Genomic DNA, 21,721 nt, shown 5'->3' on the forward strand with positions numbered 1-21,721 from the left:
TGGATGATGGACAACGAACTTGAAACTGACGTCGCGCGCCGGACGCAGGCCCGCATATTGGACGCCGCGAATCAGGTGATCGCGAAGGTCGGGTACAAGCGGTTGCGGATGGAAGCCGTGGCCAAGGGTTCGGGGATCACGCGCCAGACGATCTACAATTACTTCCCGAACAAGCAGCAACTCGCGACGGCGGTACTGCTGCGCGAGGGTGCGCTGGTGAACGAGCGCGCGAAGAACAACATTCCGGACAATCTGGAAGGGGAGGCGCTGCTGTCGGCCGCGGTGCTGGCGCTCGTCGATGCGGCACGCGCCATGCCGATCTTCGAAGGCCTCTTCGAGGAAGGCTCGATGGGCTACGTCAACGAACTGGCCGAGCACTCGCAGGTCATCGAGCGGATGATGCACGACTATTGGGCGCCGGTGATCGAACGGATCGCGGCGACGGGACGGGGACGCACCGATATTTCGGTCCAGCGGATCGAATGGTGGCTGAGCTTCGTCTATCGCGCGCTGCTTCAGCGCCCCGCCGAGGATCTCGACGATCGCGCCAGCATGGACGCGCTGGTCCGCGACTTTCTGGCGCCGGCGGTGATGGCGCGCTGATCAGGCCGCGATCGGCGTGACCGTCACCGGGATGCCGTCGATAAACGTCGTTCCCGAAACGCGCTCGACCGCTTCCGGACCGAGCCCGAGCAACAGGTTGATGTTCGCGCCGGGCAGGGTATTGGCATGGCGCCAGCCGCCATTGTGCCCCCATCCGTGCGGATAGCAGACCGCCCCCTCGATCACGTCTTCGGTCACTTCAACCGCGACTTCGACGGCGCCATGTGCGTTCGCCACGCAGGCGCGGCCGCCATTGCTGAGGCCGTGTCGTGCGGCGTCGGCAGGGTGGACGAGCAGCGCCGGCCTCTGCGAACGCGCCAGCTTTTCGGGATTGTGCATCCAGCTGTTCATCGACTTGAGCTTGCGCTGGCTGAAAAGCTTGAGCGCTCCGCCGTCGGTTGTCGCGGCCTGCTGGGCGGCGAAGCGCGCGAATTCGTCGGCGACGATCGGATGCCAGAGGCGGATCTTGCGATCGTCGGTGGCGACATGGTCGGCCCAGCCGCCATAGGTGAGGGGCAGGTCGAGCATCGTTCCGTGCGGCATATCCGCAAGCTTTGCGAAACTGAGCGCTTCGTTCCCGCGCCGTTTGCCGAGCGGGCCATGGCGGAGCGCAAGCTCGACCAGCGTCAGCGGGGTGATCGCCATGCCCTGCCGCTCCAGCCAGCGCAGGCCCGGAGTCGGTGCAATCGAACCGAGCCCCATGCGCGCGGCGAGATCGCTGAAAATCGCCAGTTCCTCGCGCGCCTCGCCCATCGGCGGCACGGCGGCGCGGGCGTACTGGAGATAGGGCCGCACCATGTGCGACAGCCCGATCAGCGGGATGTCGTCCTTTTCGAGGAAGGTGGCCGCGGGCAGGATATAGTGCGCGAAACGGTTCGTCTCGGTCACATAGAGATCGACCGAGAACAGGAGATCGAGCGATTCGAGTGCCCGTTCGAGCCGTTCGCCCCCCGGCGCGGACAGCACAGGGTTGCCGGCGATGACCATCATGGCGCGAACCTGGCCCTCGCCCGGTTGCAATATGTCGTCGGGCAGCGCGGCGGCGGGCATCAGCCCCGCAACGACCGGCAGGTTGCCGATCCGCGTGCGGTGCTCGCGATAGCCCGAAAGCGGTTCGGCGCCCTCGGCAAGCGGAAAGGCGCCGAAGGTTGACCCGCCCGGCTTGCCGAACTTGCCGCCCGCGATGTTGATCGCATCGAGCAGCAGGTTGGCGATCGTCGAGAAACGGCCGCGGCACAGGCCGACCCGGCCGTACATCGCGGCGCGCGGCGCGGCTGCAAAATCGAGCGCAAGGCGTTCGATGGTGTCGCGCCGGATGCCGGTGGCGGTCGCGGCCTCGTCGAGATCGACCTGGGTGACGGCCGTGCGCAGATCGTCCCAGCCGGTGCAATGCGCGGCAAGGAAGGCGTCGTCGACCGTGCCTGCACCGATCATGACCTTGAGCATCGCTGCGTGAAGCCATGCGTCGGCATCGGGCTGGATCGCGATATGCTCGTACCGCTTCGCGGTTTCGGTCCGGCGCGGATCGATCACGATCACCCGGCCGCGCTCGGCAATGGCGTCCAGATCGTGGCGCATCCGCGGCGCGGTGAGCAGGCCGCCGTGCGATACCAGCGGGTTGGCGCCCGTCATGATCAGGAAATCGCAGTTCGGCAGGTCCGGGATCGCGTTGCGAAAGGCGACGCCATAGAGAATCCAGCTCGCGAGGTGGCGCGAAGTGCTGTCCTGTGACCCTGCCGCGTAGAACTTGCTGCTGCCGATCCTTGCAAGGAACCATTGGCTCGACATGAACGTGTCGGTCGAAAAGGCGCCCGGATTGCCGAAATAGGTCGCGACCGCCTGAGGCCCGTGCGTGGCGATGATCGCCTTCAGCCGCGTCGCAATATCGTCGAGCGCCTGATCCCACGAAACCTCGGCAAATTCGCCGGGGCCGCCGACACGTTTCAGCGGCCGCAGCACGCGGTCGGGATCATTGGCTATGTCGATGATCGCTGCGCCTTTTACGCAGATGTGCCCCTGCGTGTGCGGATTGTCGCGATCGGGTGTCAGCTTGACCGGGCGGCCGTCCTCGACCGTCACCACCGTCCCGCAGAAGGCCTCGCAGAGCCGGCAGAAGCTTGTCGTCTGGGTCCGAATCGGGGCGTTGCTTGCCAATTCCCTCTCCCTCCAATTCGCCGGAAACCTGCGAAATCGCCCGTTTAAATGAGCATTTAAGATGCATGTTGACAGAATAAAATACGACGAATATCTATTTTTGTCGTGTCGGGGTATGAGCTACAGCGGCTCGGACTGGCAAGCGGAAAGATGAAGCGAAAAGCTTCACGATCTGGAGGGAGACGAAGATGCGTAAGGCTGTTCTGATGGCCAGTGCCGCCATCGCCACGATGAACGTTTCGCCGGCTTGGGCGGAGGAAGCCGGCGCGTCGGCCGCGGAAGACGGTGTGACCGCCGACAGCGGAGGACTGGCCGATATCGTCGTGACCGCGCAACGCCGGTCCGAAAGTCTCCAGAAGGTTCCGGTCGTGGTGACCGCGGTCGAGCCCGAAGTGCTCGAGGCGCGCAACGTTTCCACCCTGCAGGACCTGCCCAAGCTGACGCCGTCGCTGACCGTCCAGAATCAGGCGAGCAACGTCACGCCGTTCATCCGCGGCGTCGGCTCGACGGTCACCGGGGCGGGGCAGGCGGCCAGCGTCGCCACCTATGTCGACGGGGTCTATATCGCGACCCTGACAAGCGCCGCTTTCGACCTCGACAATGTCGCGCAGGTCCAGGTGCTCGAAGGGCCGCAGGGTGCGCTCTATGGCCGCAATGCGACCGGCGGCGCGATCGTCGTGACGACCAAGACGCCACGGCCGGGCGATCCCATTTCGGGCCGTTTCCGCGCGGGTTACGGCAATTACAACAATCGCGAGGCGTCGGGGATCGTTTCGGGCGGGCTTGGCGGGATGTTCGCCTTCTCCGTCAACGGGTCGATCCGCAAGCGCGACGGGTACATCAAGAATCTCAACGCCCCGGGGGCGGGAACGAGCAACGCCGACTTTTACGATCGCGACTCCAAATCGATCGGCGCGGTTCTCGTCTTCAAGCCATCGGAGCAGTTCAACCTCGTGCTCCGCGCGCAACATTTCGAATCCGACGATCGGTCGGGGCAGGGCTATCAGGCGGTCGGGCTCGACCTCAACGTGCTGGGTACGGGCCTCAACGGATCGCAGCTTTACTATGCCGGCTTTCTGCAGAGCTTCGGCGTTTCGCCCGCCGATGCGTTCGCCGCGGCGGCGAATTTGCGCTTCAGCGGTGAACATGGCGCGACTTACGAAAACGAGGCCAACGGATCGACCCGCGGCATATTGCGGCCGGGGCCGGCGGGCTCCTTCGTTCAGCTCAATGCCGAAACCTATTCGGCGAAAGCCACGCTCGATCTCGGGTCGGTAGAAATAAGCTCGTTGACGGCATACCAGACGGCGAAGTCGTTATCGGCGACCGAGATTCTGTTCGCGGACCCGAAGAGCTATCCGGCGGGCTTTCAAGGCGGCTCCGTCGGCTTCACCGGGGATTTTCCGTCGCGCACCTGGCAACAGGAACTGCAGGTCGCTTCGGTGAATTCGCCCGTTCAGTGGATCGCCGGCATGCTCTACCTCGACGCTGCCGGCGATGTGTTGCTCACCGGCGACCTGCCGCCGCTGTCGGCGCTGACCGCCGACAATCGCTGGCAGAACAGGTCCATTGCCGGCTACGGCCAGATCACCGTGCCGATTACCGACAAGCTGAGCATAACCGCCGGCGGCCGCTATACCGACGAGAAATATACCAACACCGATTTCCTGTCGCTTGCCGATCCCAGAAACGTTTTCGGTATCCCCAACCAGGGTCGACAGGTGCTGAAAGGATCGAAGTTCACCTATACCGGCCGCATCCAGTACGATACGGGCAGCATCCTGCTCTATGCCGGCGTTTCGACGGGGTTCAAGGGCGCGACCCTTTCGAACACCAATCTGCTCAGCCCCGGGGTGAAGCCCGAGACGATCACCTCGTTCGAAGGTGGCGCAAAGATCCGCTTGTCGCCCGATGCGCGCCTCAATCTCGGCGCGTTCCACTACAACTATGGCAATATCCACATTGCCTATACGGACTCCGCGAGCGGATCGAACATCCTGGTCAACGGCACCGGGGCCAAGATCACTGGCGCGCAATATGATCTGCTGTGGCGGGTCTCGCCGATGTTCACCCTGCGCTCGAACGGCCTGGTCCTCGACACCAGCTATGATCGCGACGTGGCGTCGGCGGGCGGGGCCGGGGTGCTGTTCATCAAGGGCAACCGGCTGGCGGGTGCGCCGAAGTTCGTCGTCTCGCTGGGCGCGGACGTCAAATATCCGATCGGTGATGGCGAACTGAAGCTGTCGGTCGATGCATCGCACAACGCCGGGTACTATTTCGACGCCGAGAATCTGACGGGCACGGGCGGGGCGACGGCGCGCAGCATGCAACTCGTCGACGCCAGCCTGACCTATACAGCGCCCGATGACCGCTGGCTGGTTTCCCTGTACGCCGCGAACATCACCAACGAGAAATACTTCGACAGCGGCCTGCCGATCAGCGGGATCGTCCGCAACGCGCGCGCCGCGCCGCCCGCGACCTATGGCGTGCGCGTGGGGTTCAATTTCTGATGGTGACGATCGCGCCGCCTATCGACGACGACGCGATCGTCGCACCCGCGACCTATGCCGATCCCGATGCCTATGACCGTCTCTTCGCCCGGCTGCGAGACGAGGACCCGGTCCACTGGACCGAGCCTTCGGACTATCGACCGTTCTGGAGCGTCACCCGGTTCGCGGATATTCAGGACGTGGAGCGGAACGCCGCGCAATTCCTGAACGCACCGCGGATGATGTTGCGGCCGGTCTCGGTCGAGCAACAGGTGCGCAAGCTGACCGGCGGCAGCGCGCTGATGCTGCGCGACATCGTCCATATGGACGGCCGCGATCACATGGCGCACCGCAAGCTGACGCAGGCATGGTTCATGCCGGCGCGGCTGAAGGCGCTCGAAGAGGATCTGCGTGCGCTCGCGCGGCAGTTCGTCGGCCAGATGGTGGAGCGTGGCGGAACCTGCGAATTCGTCGATGATGTCGCGGTCTGGTATCCGCTCCGCGTCATCATGCGTATCCTGGGCGTGCCGGCCGCGGACGAGGCGCGGATGCTCGTCCTGACGCGCGATATCTTCGGACCCGACGATCCTGACATCCGCAAAGGCCCCAAGCCCGATCTGGCGGCGACGATCAAGGGCTTCTTTGACTATTTCGCCGAGCTGACCGAGGCGCGGCGCCGCGATCCGTCCGACGATATCGCTACGCTGCTTGCGACCGCGACGGTCGACGGGCAGCCAATCGGCACGCTCGAACTGATGTCCTACTACATCATCATCGCAACCGCCGGGCACGATACGACCAGTTCGACGATCGCGGGCGGGCTGCTCGCGCTGCTGCAGAACCCGCCGGAGATGGAGCGGCTGCGCGCCGATCCCGCGATCCTTGCCGCGGGCGGCGTCGACGAGATGGTGCGCTGGGTAACACCGGTGAAGCACTTCTTCCGCACCGCGGTCGAGGATTGTGAGCTGCGCGGAAAGACGATCAGGGCGGGCGAGCATCTGATGATGTGCTATCCCTCGGCCAACCGGGATGCCGACGCCTTCCCCGACCCGTTCCGTTTCGACCTCTCGCGCCCGCCGAACCGTCACCTAGGGTTCGGCTATGGTCCGCACCTCTGCCTCGGCCAGCATCTTGCCAAGATGGAAATCCGCATCTTCTTCGAGGAATTGCTGGCGCGCGTCGATGCGATCGAACTCGCTGGTGATCCGGCCTGGGTCGCTTCCAATTTCGTCAGCGGGCTGAAGCGTCTGCCAATCGCCTACAAGGCGCGATAGGGTCGTTCCATGATCCGGATGCTGTTCTGCCTTCATCGGCTGCCATCGCTCAGTCTCGAAGAATTCCAGACCTACTGGCTGGAAACGCACGCGCCGCTCGTCGCGCGGCATGCGCCGACCATCGGCCTGGCGCTTTACCGCCAGCATCACCGGCTCGATGATCCCGTGCTCGGGGGCCTGCTCAAGGGAAGGCTGGCCGATCAGCCCTTCGATGGCGTCGCCGAACTCGGCTGGAACAGCGAGGCCGATCTGCTCGGCAGTGGCCACGACCCGGCGCGGCGTACCGCCAATCGCGAACTGTTCGAGGACGAGCAGCGCTTTATCGACCTTCCGCGCTCGCCCATCTTCTTCGCGCGCTCGCACACGATTGTGGGAGGTTAGACCGCGCGCGCATCCCGGCGTGGCCGGAGCGGCAGCTATCCGACATGATCGGCTTGGCAAAATATGCCGACCGTCAACCCATTTCAGCAGCGTGTGCCCGGCCCCCCCCCCGATCTTCGAAGCCATCGATGTAATCGACGAACTTTGCCCAGTGCGGTACCGGAAGATCATGAGCTCATGACGGCTTTGCCCGAACCTTTCCTGCGCTGCGAATGGCCGCAAAGTTCGTCCGATCGCCACCGGCCGGAATGAGAGCGGGTGTGTTCACACACCTGCGAGATAGGCTGCGCAGGCAAGGTCCTGTACGATCGAGCCGAGCGACTTGTAGATCGTGACGTCCGCCTGGCCCAGGCGCCCTGGCGTGTCGCCATTGAGGACGTGCCCGATCTCCGCCAAGACATGATCGTCCGTGACAAGTCCTGCCTCACGGGCGTTCAGGAACTCGGCGCCCTGTGCCAGAACGCCTTCGCGGTGGTCGGGGAAGAACCGGGCACGGGCGACCAGTGCGTTATCGATCTCGGCCGGACCGAGCCGGCTGGAGCCTACCACGTTGACATGCGCGCCGTCGGGGATGTCGCGCGAAAACAGTATGGGCACGTCGGCCGCGGTGACCGTGCAGATGATGTCGGCCTGTGCGACCGCGGCGGGAACGTCCGGTGCGCTACGCGCGCACAGTTGCAGCTCGCGTTCCACGCGGCAGGCAAGCGCCGCCGACCTGGCCGGGTCGCGCCCCCAGATCGTGACCCGCGAGAGCGCGCGAACATGGCGGATCGCGGCAATGTGCTGCCACGCCTGCTCGCCGGTACCCAGCACGGCCAGTTGGTGCGCGTCCCTATTCGCCAGGGCGTCGGTCGCGACGGCCGATGCGCATCCGGTGCGGATGGCAGTCACTTCGCCGCCTTCAATCACCGCCGTCGGGGCACCGGTTGTGCGGTCGAAGATGACGATCACGCCCTGGTGCGAGCGGCCGCCCGGCGCATTGGGGAATATGCTGACCACTTTGACGCCGAAGCCGGCACCGTCCATCGCGCCGGGCATCACCCCGAACATGTCCCCTTTGCCCAGATCGATGATCCCGCGCAAAAGCTGCCGCGTGCGCCCTTCAGCCAGAGCGATCATCGCTTCGCGCACCAGCGCGATGCAGGTGACGTGGTCGAGTCGGCGTGCGACTTCTTCGCGATCGATCAGCTTCACCCGATCACGCGCCCCATACGGCTTCGGCATAGCGCACGAAGTTCAGCCCCATGATCTTCTCGATCCGCGCCTGGGTCCAGCCCTTGCCCTTCAGCAAGGCAATCAGGTCGCGGAACTGCTGCGGCCCGCGCAAGTCGACGACGAAGGGATAGGTGTCCGCCCGCTCTCCCGCCGCGCTGATCCCGGCTGCCTGACGCTCCGCGATCTCCTTGGCGAGCGCGGCCTGATAGGCAACGAGGTCGTCGATCTGCGTGACCGATCCGTCGGTTCCGATGCCAACGTGATCCTCGCCGCAGACATTCACGGCATGGTCGAGATGCGCGACGACATCGGCAGCGCGGGCGTGTCCGGTGGGATTGAGGAAGGGCATGAAATAGATGCCGACAAAGCCGCCACGCTCTGCGACCAGACGAAGCTCCGTGTCCGTCTTGTTGCGGGGCAGGTCGGTCAGCGCACGGCATCCGGTGTGATTGATCGAGATCGGCTGGGACGAGACCCGCGCGGCATCGAGGCAGGTCTGTTCGCCGCTGTGCGACAGGTCGACCATTACGCGGTTTGCGTTGCATCGCGCGATCACTTCGCGGCCGAGTGCGGTGATGCCGCGGTTCTCCGGCGCCATCGATCCGTCGCCGAGCAGGTTGGCGGGGTTATAGGTCAACTGGAATACGCGCACGCCAAGCCCGGCGAAAATATCCACGCGCGATGGGTCCTTGCCCATCATCGCGCCGTTCTGGAAGCCGTAGATCAGCCCGATGCGTCGTTCCTGCGCGGCGCGGCGGATGTCCGATGCGGTATAGACCTTGAGCACATCGCGCGCGTGCTTGCGGACCAGCGCATCGGTCGCGGCGATATCGCGCACCGAAAGTTCAAAGGGATCCTCCTCGCCCGAGACATAACCCAGCGTAACGTTGATCGCCGTCAGGCCCGACGCATGCGCTTCGGCCATTACGCGCGGCGAGAGGTCAGGGACGAGATTGCCGTGCGGATGGTTGGGATCGTCCATCCCGCCGAGCGCATTGACGATAAGCATTGTATGTCCTTGCGCGCTCGCCTTGCCCGCAACGCCCAGCGCGGCGACCGCTGCGGTTCCCGATGCCGCGCCCAGAAATGTGCGCCTGTCAGTCGTCATTGTCGTTACCCATCTCGTCGGCCGTTACGTGGCGATAGTCTGCCCGGCGGTATTCGTGACCGCGCTTTACCGTCATCTGCACGCTGCGGATATTGCCGATGTCGGCGACGGGATCGGCAGACAGCACGACGAAGTTCGCGAGCTTTCCTGGTTCGAGCGTGCCCATGTCCTGTCCCTGTCCCATCGCCCGCGCGCCGACGGCGGTGGCCGAATGGATCGCAGCAAGCGGAGGCATGCCCACATCGCGGACGAGGAACTCGATTTCGGGAAAGACATCGGGCCACTGGCTTCCGGCACCCGCTACCGAATCCGTGCCGGCGGAGATCGGTACGCCAGCGTGCCATGCCTGTCGCGTCAGACGTGTCGTGGTCGGGCCGGTGCAGCGCAGCGCCTTGCGTTCCGGATGGGCCGCCCGCTCCTTGTCATAGCGCACGAACAGGCTGCCGGTCGCATCGAGGATCGTCCCGCGGCGCACCATATCGGCGAACAGACCAGCCATGACCGGGTCATCGGGTTGCTTTAGAAGGTTTTCGTGGACCGGTGTGTGATCCTCATAGGAGGACAGCATGACCGGCTCGGCCTGATAGGCGAGGTAGCAGACGTGGCTCACGGAATCGACGCCCGCGTTGATGACATCGGCCGGGCGGGTGGGGAAGACCGCGCTATGCGCCCACACGAGCATGTGCTGGCGATGCGCTTCATGCGTGATCGCGGCGATCAGGTCGGACGGCAGGTCGGCGTAGATTTTGATCGCCGCGGCGCCGGTGCCGCGTGCCATGCTGATGGCGTGCACGATGTTGGTCTGCTCGTCGATCGCCTGCATCCACGGCGCGGTTCCCGGCGTATAGCCCTTGCTCACCGAGCCGACGCGGGGGTCGGCGAAGAAGGGGCGTCCGGCAAACACGGCGACATAGGCGATGTCAGGCGCTGGAATTTCTCCGAAGCGTGCCTCGCGTGCCAGTTCGCCGACCAGCCTGATGTCGTCTGCCATGTCGCGCACCGCGGTCACGCCGCCAAAAAGATCGCGCCGCAGTCGCGCGCGCGCCCTGATTGGCTCGGGCGGCGTTGCCATGTGCACGTGACTGTCGATCAGGCCAGGGATGACGAAAAGGCCGGATAGATCAACATGTCGCGCGCCGGGTCCGTCCCGCCCAGTCGCGCTACCGTGCGGGACGATCGCGACGATGCGTTCGTCCGAGACGATGATGTCCTGATGCGTACGCGCCGGTGCGCCGGTTCCATCGATGACGGTTGCATCGGAATAGACGGTGTCGTGCATGGGTGGTGCGGCTCGGCTCGCTACCGCATGGAGAAGGGAGATGCCTGAAAAGGCGAGGGCGATTGCTCGCAATGGTCGCAGCTTCATCCCTAAAGCATTTCAGTGGTGGAGATTTTGGTCAATGGCGATGCTGGCTCAACCAGCATGCCTGCGCTCGACAAATGAACGAATGCCGTTGTCGAAAAGCGATTTTCGATCCTTGATTCCTTTGTCGCCGACCTCGGAGAGCGGTTATCCCCAAAGCGCAATCTCTCCGCGCGCTAGCGTTTCCGGACCTCCTGAAAGGTCTGCTCGCGGTAAAGCCCGTTGGCGGACGAGGTGCCGAACAGCATCGGTGGCTGGCCGGTCCCGCCGCGTGCATTGAACATGGTGCTGAGGTGAACCCCGCCGGTGCGACCGTTCCAGTGCCCCCGCGCCGGCATGCCCACCTCGAGATAGCGGCCGCCCATGCCGAGGACGACATTGCCGAAACCTTCGAGGTCGATCGTGTGCGTGCCGAGCGCGGCGGCGTCGAAGGTCACGCGCGCATCGCGCATCGTCATGCCGTCGAGCGTCACGCCGAAGCGCGCATCCAGCGTCAGGGGGCGGGCCAGTTCGCCGTCCCGGATGACGAAGCCGGTGCGGTTGCGCCTGCCTGAAAAGGTGATCGATTCGCTCATGCTGAAGATCAGGTCGGGGCCGAACGAACCGACGAGCCAGAAGAAGGTTGCAAGCGCGGCCTCGGGATCGTCGTGCTTGCGCACCCCCCAGCTGTGATCGCGGTGCCCGAAGCCGTCGACCGTCCATGTCCGGTCACCGATCCGCATGGTTCCGCGGACCCGCCCCGCAACCTCGGTGTGCATCGCCGCGAACTTTTCGCGAAAGCCGCCGGTCAGGCCCGACAAGGCCCAGGCATCATAGTGCGGATGAAGATTTTCGACATGCAGATCGAGCGCGCAATCATCATCCTTGGCGGTCCAGCGATTGGTCGCGCTGACGAAGGTCGCGGTCAGAAATCCGTCGATCGCAAAGCCGTTCGCGAAGCGGTCGCCCTCGCGCATCGGCACGTCGATCCGCGAACGGTTGTAGCCGACGCCCGGCGCCACGACGCCGAACGTGCAATTGCCCGTCCCCAGGTTGGGGTGGTGGCCGATCCGGATGAAGCCACCCAATCCCTGCTCGATGTCCTGAAAGCAGAGAACGACGCTTTCCTGCCAATGCGCGTCGGGTTCGGGGGCGTGCGGCCACTCGTCCTCGACCGACAGGACGATGATATCCCCGGCGGGAATCATGCACCGATCCCCGGAACCAGCGCCGCGAGGCGCTTGCGTGTCGCGGTCCAATAGGTGCGTTCGATGTCTTCGAGTTCAGGAGGAAGGCGGCTCATGCCCATCGAGGCGAAGACCGCCAGGCGCCATTCGCCCAGCACCTGTGCGAACTCCCAGTCGTCGAGCTTCCCGCGCGCCTGCCGGTAGGCCGCGATCATCTCGTCGGGCGTCGGAATGCCATCGACGGGCGGCGCGAGCAGCGCGAAATGAGCGATCCCGGCAATCTGATAGGCAAGGTCTGCTTCCCCGACGCCATGGTGCGCCAGTTCCCAATCGAGCAGGGCCACGACCTTGCCGTCTTCGCCGTACATGAAGTTCGATATGTTCGCGTCGCCGTGCGCCAGTTCGGGGGCGCGGTGGCGCGGCGCCTGCGCTGTCAGCCAGTCGGCGACCGTCTCCAGCGTCTGGCGAATGTCGCGGTAGAAATCCGCCTTTGCATCCTGCGCGGCAGGAGGGATCGTTCGCCGCAGCTCGGTCAGTGTCCAGCCGATCTCGCGATCGAGATAGTGACCATCGCCCCCGCGCTGCGCGAAATGCCCGTCGGCGAGTCCCGCGGGGGAGGTCGCATGCATCAGCGCGAGCGTCCGCGCCGCTTCGAGCAGCATGGCGTGTCGCCCGGCTGCGTCCACGGCCATATAGGGGCCTTCGTTGAACGGCATGGTGCTTGGCGCGATCCCCTCGATCCGTTCCATGAACAATCCGGGCTTGCCGTTCACCGCGCCATCGGCGTCGAGCCACAGCGCTTTCGGAACCGGAAGCCCGCGCGCCTGCAGGCCCTGCATGATCGAGAACTGGGGGGGCAGCGCGTATTGGCTGAAGAACGCGCCGCCGAGATCGTAACGGAACACGAGCCGCAGCGGCGCCTTGCTTTCGCCCGCGATCTCGGCATCGAACAGGATCGTCCCGCTGGAGGCGCCGGCCGAACGGCGCCCAGCGTCGATCCGGATAGCGCCGACGTTTGCGCCGAGCGCCGCCTGCCGGTTCAGAAAGGCCCTGAGCCGTTCGGCGACTTTCTCGTCGTCTCCGCCCTGCGTTGCCCCGGTAATCGCCCGGCTTGCAGCGAGCGCGCTATCGTCGACCATCCATCTCTCCCGCGCCGCCGTGTTGCGACCCGAACAAGAAATGTGACGAAAAGATATTTTTGTCAAATTATCAAAACCGGATCGCGACGCCTGGACCGCGCCGGTAATTGGTCCTGACGCTGGCAAGGTCCATGCCCATCGCAGCCCTGTCATGGCCGCGCCCGCTTCGAGTTCCAAACCTGCTGTGCTATCGAGCGGTTCTGGCGTGGGAGGCGTGCTTGCAGTTCAACCGCAGAGATCTGTTTTTCGGCGCGGCCTGTGTGGGGACGGGTCTTGCCGTGTGGCCTGGCCTTGGCGCATCTGGCTTAGGCTGGGCGCGCGCACTGGCCCAGGAGGCGGCAGACCCTTTGCGGCTGTTCGATCCCGAGCTGCGCGAAGCGGCGCGCGGGATGTTGCGCCAGACGTTCCCACCACCCACGCGAGAGACGCTGCCGGCGATGCGGGCCTCGTGGGCTCCCCCGCCCCTCCTCGATGCGCCCGCGCCCTCCGTGGCGTTGCGGACGATCCCTGGCCTGGCCGGGGCGCCTGATGTCGCGGTCGAGGTCATCGGCGCAAAGCCTTCCACATCGGGCCGTCCGGCCATTCTCCACATCCATGGCGGTGGCATGATCTCTGGCCGCGCGAGGAACATGACCGCGTTCTGCCAGACCCTGTCGGCGGAATTCGATGCGGTGGTGGTCAACGTCGATTATCGCCTGGCTCCCGAAACGCCGTTCCCCGGCCCCGTGCTCGATAACTATGCCGCGCTGGAATGGATGGCGGCGAATGCCGGACCACTCGGCATCGATCCCGCACGGATCGCCGTGATGGGGGAAAGCGCGGGCGGAGGGCTTGCCGCGCTGGTCGGGCTTATGGCGCGCGATCGCGGCAAGGTGCGCGTCTGCCACCTTGTCATGCTTTATCCCATGCTCGATGACCGCACGGGATCGACGCGAACCGCGCCGCCACATATTGGCACAGTCGGCTGGTCGGCTCAGGCGAACCGGTTCGGGTGGTCCTGCTTTCTCGGCGTTCCCGCAGGATCGGCCAAAGTGCCTGAAAACAGCGTCCCCGCTCGCGTTGCCGACATGGAGGGGCTGGCCTCCTCCTTCATCGGCGTGGGCGCGCTGGACCTGTTCGTCGAGGAAGATCTCGATTTCGCGCGACGGCTGATCGCGGCCGGGGTGCCGACGCGCGTTCACGTCACGCCCGGCGCCTTCCACGCTTTCGATTTCGTGGTGCCGCAAGCCCGCGTTTCCCGCGAGTTTACGCAGGCCTGGAAATCGAGCCTGCACGCCGCGTTTGGCGCGCCGGCCTGATCACGGGCCGCTATTGCCCGAGATGCTTGTCGAAGAACTTGAGGATCACGTCATAGGCTTCCCGTGATTCCGGCATGTTCGGCTTGTAGAAGAAGCCGTGGAACAGGCCTTCCCAGACGTGAAGGTCCGCATCCACGCCCAGAGCCACCATGCGGCTGTGCGTCCTGACGGCGGAGCTCAGCTCGAATCCGCGCGTCGCGGTGATGATCAGCGTCGGCGGAAACTGCCGCAGCACTTCGTCGGACGATCCGGGGGACACGAGCGGATCCCTGGGATCGGCGCCCGCGAAGTAGGGCAGGGAGGTCCATGGCGCATCGGCGCTAGGGGGCCATTTGGGGGCCGGGCGGGCTTCGCCGACAGCGGCCGTCATATAGTCCGCGTCGCCCCCGAAGCCGTTGGCCGAGGTGGTGAGGCCGGCGCAGAAGATGCCGACGGCCCCCGGCCTTGGCAAAGCGTGCTTCTGGAACCAGGCGGTCGCCATGCCCGTCAGCATGCCACCGGCCGAGCAACCGTAGATGCCGATGTTCGCGGCGGGATAGGTTTTCAGCAGTTCGCGATAGACCTGCGCCACGTCCTCGCTGGCGGCGGGGAACCGGTAGGCCGGTCCCTGGCGGTAATCGACGGAAACCACGCGCACGTGTCCGAGTGCCGCCACCGGAATCGATTCGAGTTCGGCACATGCGGGAAAGCAGCCCATGAAGCCGCCGCCGTGCAGGTTTATCAGCACGCGGCGCGCGTTCTTCGGGGCAATGCCGGCCTTGGGCGCATAGTCGAACACGCGGACACCGCCGAGCCTGCGTTCGGTCATGGCATAGGCGAAAGTGGATTTCGCTTCGGCGAGATAAGGCTCCATGAACACCGGGACGCCATTGTTCTGGCGCACCTGTTGCGGGTTCTGCATCGCCTTCAGGTGATCGGCGACATAGCGCTTCGCTTCCGGGCTGAGCATCACCGATACCGGCACCGTCATCGCGGGAACGTGGACCGTTCCGTCGTCCTCGACACGGACTTGCGGCGGCGGCGTGTCTTGCGCGTGAATCGAGGGCGAACCCTGAAGGAAGGCCAGCAGCGCCACTATCGCGCGCAGCATCCTGCTTGCACCCTTTGCCGGTCTGGTCATGCGCTCGATCCTCTCCTGCGCGTTCGTTCAATTCGTGGGACGGCTTTCTGCCGGCCGCGCCGTGATGACGAAAGCCTGCGTAATCGATTGCATTATCCGTCGCAAGGTGTAAGAAATCGATTACGCAGAGTGCGCTCCCGCTTGAAGGAGCGAATGGCCGAGAGGATTGCAGGTGGGTTTTACGCGACGAACGTTCGGCATCGCCGCGCTGGGAGCGACAGCCGCACCGGCGATATTGGCGGCTGGAGTTGGCCGCGCGGGAGCGAGCCCCGCGATCGCGAGTGCCGATTCGGACGGATTGGCCATGGTCGATCCGGAACTTCGCGAAGGCGCGAAGCTGATCCTTTCCCGCCCGTTGCCCAATCCGCTCGATCACACGGCGATCCTTGGAATGCGGGCGAAAGCGCCGCCCCCACCCGCCGCGCTGCCGTCGCCCGCGCCGGCGGTCGAGCTTCGGCGGGTGCCCGGTGCGCAAGGCCAGCCGGATGTCGGCGTCGCGGTGATCGGGGCGCGGCGCGACGGTGCGCGGCGACCGGCGGTGCTGCATATCCATGGTGGCGGCTTCATCGTCGGCCGGATGGAGGACACTTTTCCCGCATCGCAGACCCTTGCTGAGGAACTGGATTGCGTGGTGGTGGAAGTCGATTACCGGCTATCACCCGAGACGCGGTTTCCCGGGCCGCTGGAGGATTGCCATGCGGCCCTGGTATGGCTGCATGCCAATGCCGAAGCGCTGGGCGTCGATCGGAATCGCATTGCGATCAAGGGCGAAAGTGCTGGCGGCGGGCTTGCCGCTATGCTGGCGATCGCCGCGCGCGATCGCGCGAGCGTGCCGTTGTGCTATCAGGTGCTGATCTATCCGATGCTCGATGATCGCACCGGCAGCATCCGGCGTGTTCCGCCGTTCATCGGAACGATCGGTTGGAACGAGGCGGGCAACGCTGTCGGTTGGACCAGCCTGCTGGGGCAACCCGCGGGCATGGCCTCGGTGCCGCAGGGCGCAGTGCCGGCGAGAGTGGAAAACCTGGCCGGCCTGCCGCCGGCGTTCATCGGCGTGGGCGCGATCGATTTGTTCGTCGATGAAGACATCGCCTATGCGCAGGCGCTGATCCGGCAGGGCGTGCCGACGCAGATGCTGGTCGTTCCCGGCGCTTACCACGGTTTCGATTTTATCGCGCCGGCATCCCGCGCGGCCCGGACGTTCACCGCTTCGTGGAAGCTCGCCCTGGGGGCGGCTTTCCTGAAGGCGAGTGGGGACCGGCCCGGGGCATAGCGGTCGCAGGGGTGTTTGGCTTCCGTGCATGGTTTGACATCAAATGCGTAATCGATTACTCAACTGCAAAACAAGGGAGGGTATCATGAAGGCTCACCAGCATATTCAATCTCTGCACACGCGCCTGCTATGCGCTGTTGCGATGGCAGCTTGCGGGGCGGCGTGCGGGATTGCTCCCGCGCACGCGCAGGAAACCGCCGCCGACAAGGCGAGCGACACTGCCAGCGCAGAGGAAATCGTTGTCACCGCGCTGAAGTCCGGCTCGGTCCGGCTCGACAAGGTGCCGCTCGCTATTCAGGCGTTCAGCGGCGATACGCTGAAGCAGCGCAACGTGCGCGACGGGGCGGACCTGATCCAGTTGATCCCCGGTGCATCGCAGGCGCAGGAAATCGGTGCCGGCTATCGCATCTTCTCGTTCCGTGGCTCGGGCGCCGGCGGCCCGATCGGCGATGGCCTGATCGGCTACTACCTCGATGACACACCGTTCGGCGTGCCGAACAACCAGGCGGCGCCGCCGGTCCAGTACTTCGACATCGATCGCGTGGAAGTCCTGCGCGGGCCGCAGGGCACCCTTTACGGGCTTGGCTCGTCGGCCGGCACGATCATCTACCACACCAAGAATCCCGATCTCGAGAAGATCACTTACGCGGGCGAGCTGGAGCTTTCGGGCACGCGCGAGGCGGGCGATCCCAACTACCGCGGGGCAGGCGCCTTTTCCGTTCCGCTGGTGCCGGGCAAGCTCGCGCTGCGCATCAGCGGTGGCTATGACCGCCGCGCGGGCACGGCCGACATCTATTCGGGCGCGCCGACCGGCACCCCGCGCGAGAAGGACGCCAACTACGTCATCTCCAAGGATATCCAGGCGGTGCTGCTGTGGAAGCCGGACGAACTGACGACAGTGCGCGCGCGGGGCTGGTACTTCAGCACGGACCAGAAGTACCTCAACGTGATCAACTCGCTTGATCCGCCCTATGCCGCGTACCAGGGCGACGTGGTCGGCTATGACCGCCGGCGCGCGTGGTACGTCTCGAACACGATCGAGCGCGAGATCGGCGATTTCACGCTGACCAACGCGACATCGTACCAGAAATCGCTGCCCGGCGGTTTCCAGGTAGGGCTCAACCTGGGCGCGCCGCTGGGCATCGGCGTGTTGAACAACGGCGGCGATGCGCGCAGCTTCGTCAACGAACTGCGTCTTGCGACAAACGGTGCCGGCCCGTTCAAGGGCGTCGCGGGCGTGTACTACCAGAACGCGCGCAGCCTCTATACGTTCAATCTGACGTTCCCGACGCTGGCCCTGAACGGGCGGACGATCACCAAGACCGAAAACGCGGCGGTCTTTTCCGAAGTGAGCTACTCGCTGTTCGGCGGAAAGGTCGTGCCGCTGGTCGGGCTGCGCTACTTCAAGGATCACCGTTCGTCGGATTCGGTTTCGAACGGGGTGGGCGTGACCAGCAAGGCTACGCCCGATGCGCTGACCTGGCGCGCGAACCTGGCGATCAATCCATCGCCGAACTGGATGCTGTTCTTCAACGCGGGCACCGGTTTCCGCAGCGGCATCCTGCAATCGAAGGCGCAGGCCGACGCGGTGATCGCCGATGGCGTGCCGAGCAGCATCTCGCTGACGCCCGACAAGCTGCGCAACCTGGAAGTGGGGACCAAGGGATCGCTGCTGGATGGCGCGCTGCACGTCGCCGTCAGCCTCTACGACATCAAGTACACGAACATCCAGAGCGCCTTCAACACCTCGATCGGCCTCTCCGCCTTCGCCAATCTGGGCGACGGCAAGGCGCAGGGCATCGACATGGAACTGTCCTGGCGCACCCCGCTGCGGGGCCTGACGCTGAACGCCATCGGCAACGTCAACAATTCCAAGTTCACGCGCGTCCTGCCCGCCTTCTCGGGGGCCGATCCGCGGATTGCCAATGGCTTGCGCCTGCTCAACACGCCGACGCACAACTTCCGTCTGGACGCGACCTACGAGCATGACATCGGCCGCGCCGTGCTCTTTGCGACGAGCTCCGCTACATTCGTGGGCCGCTCGCGCCTGGGAGATGCTACGGTCAACGAGATCAACCCGTATGAGCTCTATCAGGCGAGCATCGGCGTGCGGTTCGACCGCTACGAGGTGCGCCTGTTCGGTGACAACCTTTCGGACCTGCGCGGACCGACCTCGGCGAACGGCCCCACGCTGCTCGCAGGGCCGCGCCCGCGCACGATCGGCGTGACGTTCCGCCTCAATACCAACTGACCCGAGACGCGGCGGCACCGGCTCCAGCGGGAGAAGGTGCTGCCGTTCCGGGGGCGGGAGCCTCAGCCATGGCGCGGCGTGATGACACCAGCGAGGGACTCGATCGTCGGGGACTGATCAAGGGCGCGGTGGCGGCGGGCCTGGCGCTTGGCTCCGCGCCCGCGGCTGCTTCCGCCGCCGGGAGAGGCGAAAGGGCCACGAACGGCATGGTTCCCGACGACGGGATCACGACCGACCCGGCGCTGGTGACGGCGCGCACGGTCAACGGACGCATTCGCGGATATCGCCAGGGCGGCGTCCTGATGTTCAAGGGCGTACCCTATGCCGCGTCCACCGCCGGGGCAAACCGCTTCCAGCCGCCGCAGCCGGTCAAACCGTGGCAGGGCGTTCGCTCCACGCTGCACTACGGCCCGATCGCGCCGCAGGACAAGGGAACCGGACGGTTCAACGATGAGGAAGCCTTCATCTTCCGCTGGAACGATGCGGTGGAGGATGAAGACTGCCTGCGGCTCAACTTGTGGACCGCCGGATGCGACGACGCGCGCCGCCCGGTGCTCGTATGGCTTCACGGCGGCGGTTTCGCGGCCGGTTCGGGGCATGACATTCCCGCTTTCGATGGCGAAAATCTTGCGCGCACCGGCGGAGCCGTGGTCGTCACGCTCAATCACCGCCTCAACGTCCTTGGCTTTCTCGATCTTTCCAAATGGAGCGAAGACCTGCGGGATTCGGCCAACGCCGGGATGCTGGACATCGTGGCGGCGCTGCGCTGGGTGAAGGACAATATCGCGGAGTTCGGGGGCGATCCCGCGCGCGTCACCGTGTTCGGCCAGTCCGGCGGCGGGGCCAAGGTGAGCGCGCTGATGGGAATGCCGGCGGCGCGCGGCCTGTTTCACCGGGCCGCCATTTTCAGCGGCTCTTTCGCGCAGTTCAACACACCGGAGCGCAGTGCCAGGCTTTCCGCGCTCCTGTTGCAGGAACTGGGCGTGCGCAAGGTTGATCTCGCGGGGCTTCGGGCCATGCCCTACGCGACCTTGCGCGCCGCTGCCGCGCGCGTGGCCGCCCGGGTCAACCCGCCGTTCGATGGGTTTCTCGACGTTCGCCGCCTGCCGCAAATGCTGAACTTTGCCCCGGTCGTCGATGGCAGGACGATCCTGCCCGATGCAGTCGATCCGGCTATGCCTCGGACCATGCCCGAGGTGCCGTTGATCATCGGATCGACGCTCAACGAGTTCGTGACCGGCATCAACAACCCCGACGTGAACGATCTGGATGTCGAAAGCCTGCGCGCCCGGGTCGAGAAATTCGCGCCCGGCCGCGCCGGACCGGTGATAGAGGCGTTCCGGCGCACGGCGCCCGATGCGGCGCCTTTCGCTCTATGGTCGCGGATCGCCACGGCCCCGATCCGGCAGGCGGTGATCGATCAGGCGCGGCGGCGTGTCGCGGCCGGGGCTGGAGCGACTCATCTGTTCTGGTTCACGTGGCAAACGCCGATCCTTGATGGACGGCCGATGGCGTTCCACTGCCTCGATATTCCCTTCTGGTTCGGCAACGCCGGGAAGTGCGCCTCGATGACCGGCGGAGGTCACGAGGCACTCGATCTGGCTGCCAGGATGTCGGGCGCGCTGCTGGCCTTTGCGGCAACCGGCTCGCCCGATACGCCGGCCTTGCCGCAATGGCAGGCGGTTTCGGCCGCCAATTTTCCCTCGCTGCGTCTGGACGGTTCACCGCGCATGGATGCGGAAAGCGACGCGGACGCGCGCGCCAGCCTGCGGTGAGGCGGAGCAGGCCATTGGCCGGTTGCGCAACCGCGTGTAGGTGTTGCGCCGGGGTATCGAGGGCTTGCGCCTGAAGGCTTGGAGCCGAGACACGAAGGATCAGATGGTCAGCGTCAAGAATCTCAAGGAATTTGCCGAACTGGCCGGTGTGTCGACGGCCACGGCCTCGCGCGCGCTCACGGGGTCGGGCCGCGTCAGCGACGAAACGCGCAAGCGCATTTCCGCGCTCGCCGAAAAGCTCGGCTACCAGCCCAACATCGCCGCCCGCAACCTGCGCACGCAGCGCACCATGACGATCGGCGTGCTCGTTCCGCTGGGCCACGAAGCATTGCAGCACCTTTCGGACCCGTTCTTCAACACGATGACAGGCTTTCTCGCCGATGCCTTCGCCGAGAACGGATACGACATGCTGCTGTCGCGCGTGCTGCCACGCAACGACCGCTGGATGGACCGCTTCATCGCGAGCGGCCGGGTCGACGGGATCATCGTCGTCGGCCAGTCGGACCAGTTCCATATCATTGAAACCGTTTCGCGCCGCTATCGCCCGATGGTCGTGTGGGGCGGCCATTCGCCGGGCCAGCATCACTGTTCGATCGGTTCGGACAACCGGCTGGGCGGGCGGCTGGCGGCCATGCACCTTGTCGAACGCGGTTGCAGGCGTATCGCCTATGCCGGGCCGGTGGACGGTTCGGAATTTGGCGAACGTATCGATGGCGCCCGCATGGCCGTGCTGGAAGCGGGTCTGACTCCGTTGCAGGAACTTCCGACGCACTTCGAGCCCGATGCCGCCTACGCGGATGTAAGGCAGAAGCTGGAAACCTTGTCGGAGATGCCCGACGGGATCGTCGCCGGCTCCGATGTCACCGCGATCAGCGTGATCCGCGCGTTGCGCGATCTGGGGCGGCGGGTACCGGACGATGTCCGGGTTATCGGCTACGACGGATTGCCGATCGGTGAGCATATGTCGCCCCCGCTCAGCACCATCGACCAGCAACTGCGCCACGGCGCGCAGCTTCTGACCGAAACCCTGCTGCGGCGCATCGGCGGAGAGGAAACGGCGTCGCAGCAGATCGAGCCGCGGTTGATCGTGCGCGCATCGAGCTGAACGGGCC

General features: G+C 65.3%; 16 protein-coding genes. 9 read left to right on the top strand and 7 right to left on the bottom strand.

Annotation, left to right across the window (positions count from 1 at the left end):
* Positions 1 to 57 precede the first annotated feature (57 nt).
* On the top strand, positions 58 to 603 hold the full coding sequence (locus NMD1_RS01295) for a TetR/AcrR family transcriptional regulator (protein WP_158453842.1): 546 nt from the start codon (positions 58 to 60) through the stop codon (positions 601 to 603).
* Here the strand turns inward: NMD1_RS01295 and NMD1_RS01300 are convergent, their stop codons facing one another.
* Complete coding sequence (locus tag NMD1_RS01300; RefSeq protein WP_125953282.1) at positions 604 to 2,757, bottom strand: molybdopterin-dependent oxidoreductase; 2,154 nt, start codon at positions 2,755 to 2,757, stop codon at positions 604 to 606.
* 188 nt (positions 2,758 to 2,945) lie between these two features.
* Between NMD1_RS01300 and NMD1_RS01305 the strand changes: the two genes are divergently transcribed.
* The 3 genes from NMD1_RS01305 to NMD1_RS01315 are packed head-to-tail and all read left to right on the top strand — an operon-like array spanning position 2,946 to position 6,901.
* The gene (locus NMD1_RS01305; protein ID WP_125953283.1) at positions 2,946 to 5,267 is read left to right on the top strand and encodes a TonB-dependent receptor; all 2,322 of its coding nucleotides are present in this window, start codon (positions 2,946 to 2,948) and stop codon (positions 5,265 to 5,267) included.
* The gene (locus NMD1_RS01310; protein WP_125953284.1) at positions 5,267 to 6,520 is read left to right on the top strand and encodes a cytochrome P450; all 1,254 of its coding nucleotides are present in this window, start codon (positions 5,267 to 5,269) and stop codon (positions 6,518 to 6,520) included. Before NMD1_RS01305 ends, NMD1_RS01310 begins: the two co-directional genes overlap by 1 nt.
* 9 nt (positions 6,521 to 6,529) lie before the next feature.
* Positions 6,530 to 6,901, top strand: a complete 372-nt coding sequence (locus NMD1_RS01315) for an EthD domain-containing protein (protein WP_124808933.1) — start codon at positions 6,530 to 6,532, stop codon at positions 6,899 to 6,901.
* Positions 6,902 to 7,165: 264 nt separating this feature from the next.
* Here NMD1_RS01315 and NMD1_RS01320 read toward each other — a convergent pair whose 3' ends face one another.
* The 5 genes from NMD1_RS01320 to NMD1_RS01340 form a co-directional block, all read right to left on the bottom strand.
* Positions 7,166 to 8,095: an ornithine cyclodeaminase family protein gene (locus NMD1_RS01320; RefSeq protein WP_124808934.1), complete on the bottom strand. Its 930-nt coding sequence runs from the start codon at positions 8,093 to 8,095 to the stop codon at positions 7,166 to 7,168.
* 4 nt (positions 8,096 to 8,099) lie between these two features.
* On the bottom strand, positions 8,100 to 9,224 hold the full coding sequence (locus tag NMD1_RS01325; RefSeq protein ID WP_125953285.1) for a dipeptidase: 1,125 nt from the start codon (positions 9,222 to 9,224) through the stop codon (positions 8,100 to 8,102).
* Positions 9,214 to 10,590, bottom strand: a complete 1,377-nt coding sequence (locus NMD1_RS01330; RefSeq protein ID WP_125953286.1) for an amidohydrolase family protein — start codon at positions 10,588 to 10,590, stop codon at positions 9,214 to 9,216. The genes NMD1_RS01325 and NMD1_RS01330 overlap by 11 nt, the downstream gene beginning before the upstream one ends.
* Positions 10,591 to 10,763: 173 nt before the next feature.
* A complete protein-coding gene (locus tag NMD1_RS01335) occupies positions 10,764 to 11,774 on the bottom strand; it encodes a hypothetical protein (protein ID WP_125953287.1) in 1,011 nt (336 codons plus the stop codon).
* Complete coding sequence (locus tag NMD1_RS01340; RefSeq protein ID WP_158453843.1) at positions 11,771 to 12,892, bottom strand: phosphotransferase family protein; 1,122 nt, start codon at positions 12,890 to 12,892, stop codon at positions 11,771 to 11,773. The genes NMD1_RS01335 and NMD1_RS01340 overlap by 4 nt, the downstream gene beginning before the upstream one ends.
* A 218-nt stretch (positions 12,893 to 13,110) precedes the next feature.
* Between NMD1_RS01340 and NMD1_RS01345 the strand changes: the two genes are divergently transcribed.
* Positions 13,111 to 14,190 carry an alpha/beta hydrolase gene (locus tag NMD1_RS01345; RefSeq protein WP_233497282.1) on the top strand — a complete coding sequence of 360 codons (1,080 nt, stop codon included), beginning with the start codon at positions 13,111 to 13,113 and terminating at the stop codon, positions 14,188 to 14,190.
* A gap of 10 nt (positions 14,191 to 14,200) precedes the next feature.
* Here the strand turns inward: NMD1_RS01345 and NMD1_RS01350 are convergent, their stop codons facing one another.
* Complete coding sequence (locus tag NMD1_RS01350; RefSeq protein WP_233497283.1) at positions 14,201 to 15,310, bottom strand: alpha/beta hydrolase fold domain-containing protein; 1,110 nt, start codon at positions 15,308 to 15,310, stop codon at positions 14,201 to 14,203.
* A 172-nt stretch (positions 15,311 to 15,482) separates the two neighbouring features.
* Between NMD1_RS01350 and NMD1_RS01355 the strand changes: the two genes are divergently transcribed.
* From NMD1_RS01355 to NMD1_RS01370, 4 genes are all read left to right on the top strand, one after another.
* Positions 15,483 to 16,583 (top strand): alpha/beta hydrolase, encoded by a 1,101-nt coding sequence (locus NMD1_RS01355; RefSeq protein WP_233497284.1) that lies wholly within the window; start codon positions 15,483 to 15,485, stop codon positions 16,581 to 16,583.
* A gap of 142 nt (positions 16,584 to 16,725) precedes the next feature.
* Complete coding sequence (locus tag NMD1_RS01360; RefSeq protein ID WP_125953290.1) at positions 16,726 to 18,834, top strand: TonB-dependent receptor; 2,109 nt, start codon at positions 16,726 to 16,728, stop codon at positions 18,832 to 18,834.
* A 68-nt stretch (positions 18,835 to 18,902) separates the two neighbouring features.
* Positions 18,903 to 20,609, top strand: a complete 1,707-nt coding sequence (locus NMD1_RS01365; protein ID WP_125953291.1) for a carboxylesterase/lipase family protein — start codon at positions 18,903 to 18,905, stop codon at positions 20,607 to 20,609.
* 103 nt (positions 20,610 to 20,712) lie between these two features.
* A complete protein-coding gene (locus NMD1_RS01370; protein ID WP_125953292.1) occupies positions 20,713 to 21,714 on the top strand; it encodes a LacI family DNA-binding transcriptional regulator in 1,002 nt (333 codons plus the stop codon).
* The last annotated feature ends 7 nt before the right edge of the window (positions 21,715 to 21,721 follow it).

The organism is Novosphingobium sp. MD-1 (assembly GCF_001014975.1).
Lineage (GTDB): Bacteria > Pseudomonadota > Alphaproteobacteria > Sphingomonadales > Sphingomonadaceae > Novosphingobium.

Excerpts from the sequence above, each read along its gene's own strand:
- NMD1_RS01305 (WP_125953283.1), top strand. The coding sequence starts at position 2,946 with ATGCGTAAGGCTGTTCTGATGGCCAGTGCCGCCATCGCCACGATGAAC.
- NMD1_RS01350 (WP_233497283.1), bottom strand. The coding sequence starts at position 15,310 with ATGACCAGACCGGCAAAGGGTGCAAGCAGGATGCTGCGCGCGATAGTG.
- NMD1_RS01315 (WP_124808933.1), top strand. The coding sequence starts at position 6,530 with ATGATCCGGATGCTGTTCTGCCTTCATCGGCTGCCATCGCTCAGTCTC.
- NMD1_RS01335 (WP_125953287.1), bottom strand. The coding sequence starts at position 11,774 with ATGATTCCCGCCGGGGATATCATCGTCCTGTCGGTCGAGGACGAGTGG.
- NMD1_RS01330 (WP_125953286.1), bottom strand. The coding sequence starts at position 10,590 with ATGAAGCTGCGACCATTGCGAGCAATCGCCCTCGCCTTTTCAGGCATC.
- NMD1_RS01360 (WP_125953290.1), top strand. The coding sequence starts at position 16,726 with ATGGCAGCTTGCGGGGCGGCGTGCGGGATTGCTCCCGCGCACGCGCAG.
- NMD1_RS01325 (WP_125953285.1), bottom strand. The coding sequence starts at position 9,224 with ATGACGACTGACAGGCGCACATTTCTGGGCGCGGCATCGGGAACCGCA.
- NMD1_RS01340 (WP_158453843.1), bottom strand. The coding sequence starts at position 12,892 with ATGGTCGACGATAGCGCGCTCGCTGCAAGCCGGGCGATTACCGGGGCA.
- NMD1_RS01370 (WP_125953292.1), top strand. The coding sequence starts at position 20,713 with ATGGTCAGCGTCAAGAATCTCAAGGAATTTGCCGAACTGGCCGGTGTG.
- NMD1_RS01365 (WP_125953291.1), top strand. The coding sequence starts at position 18,903 with ATGGCGCGGCGTGATGACACCAGCGAGGGACTCGATCGTCGGGGACTG.
- NMD1_RS01310 (WP_125953284.1), top strand. The coding sequence starts at position 5,267 with ATGGTGACGATCGCGCCGCCTATCGACGACGACGCGATCGTCGCACCC.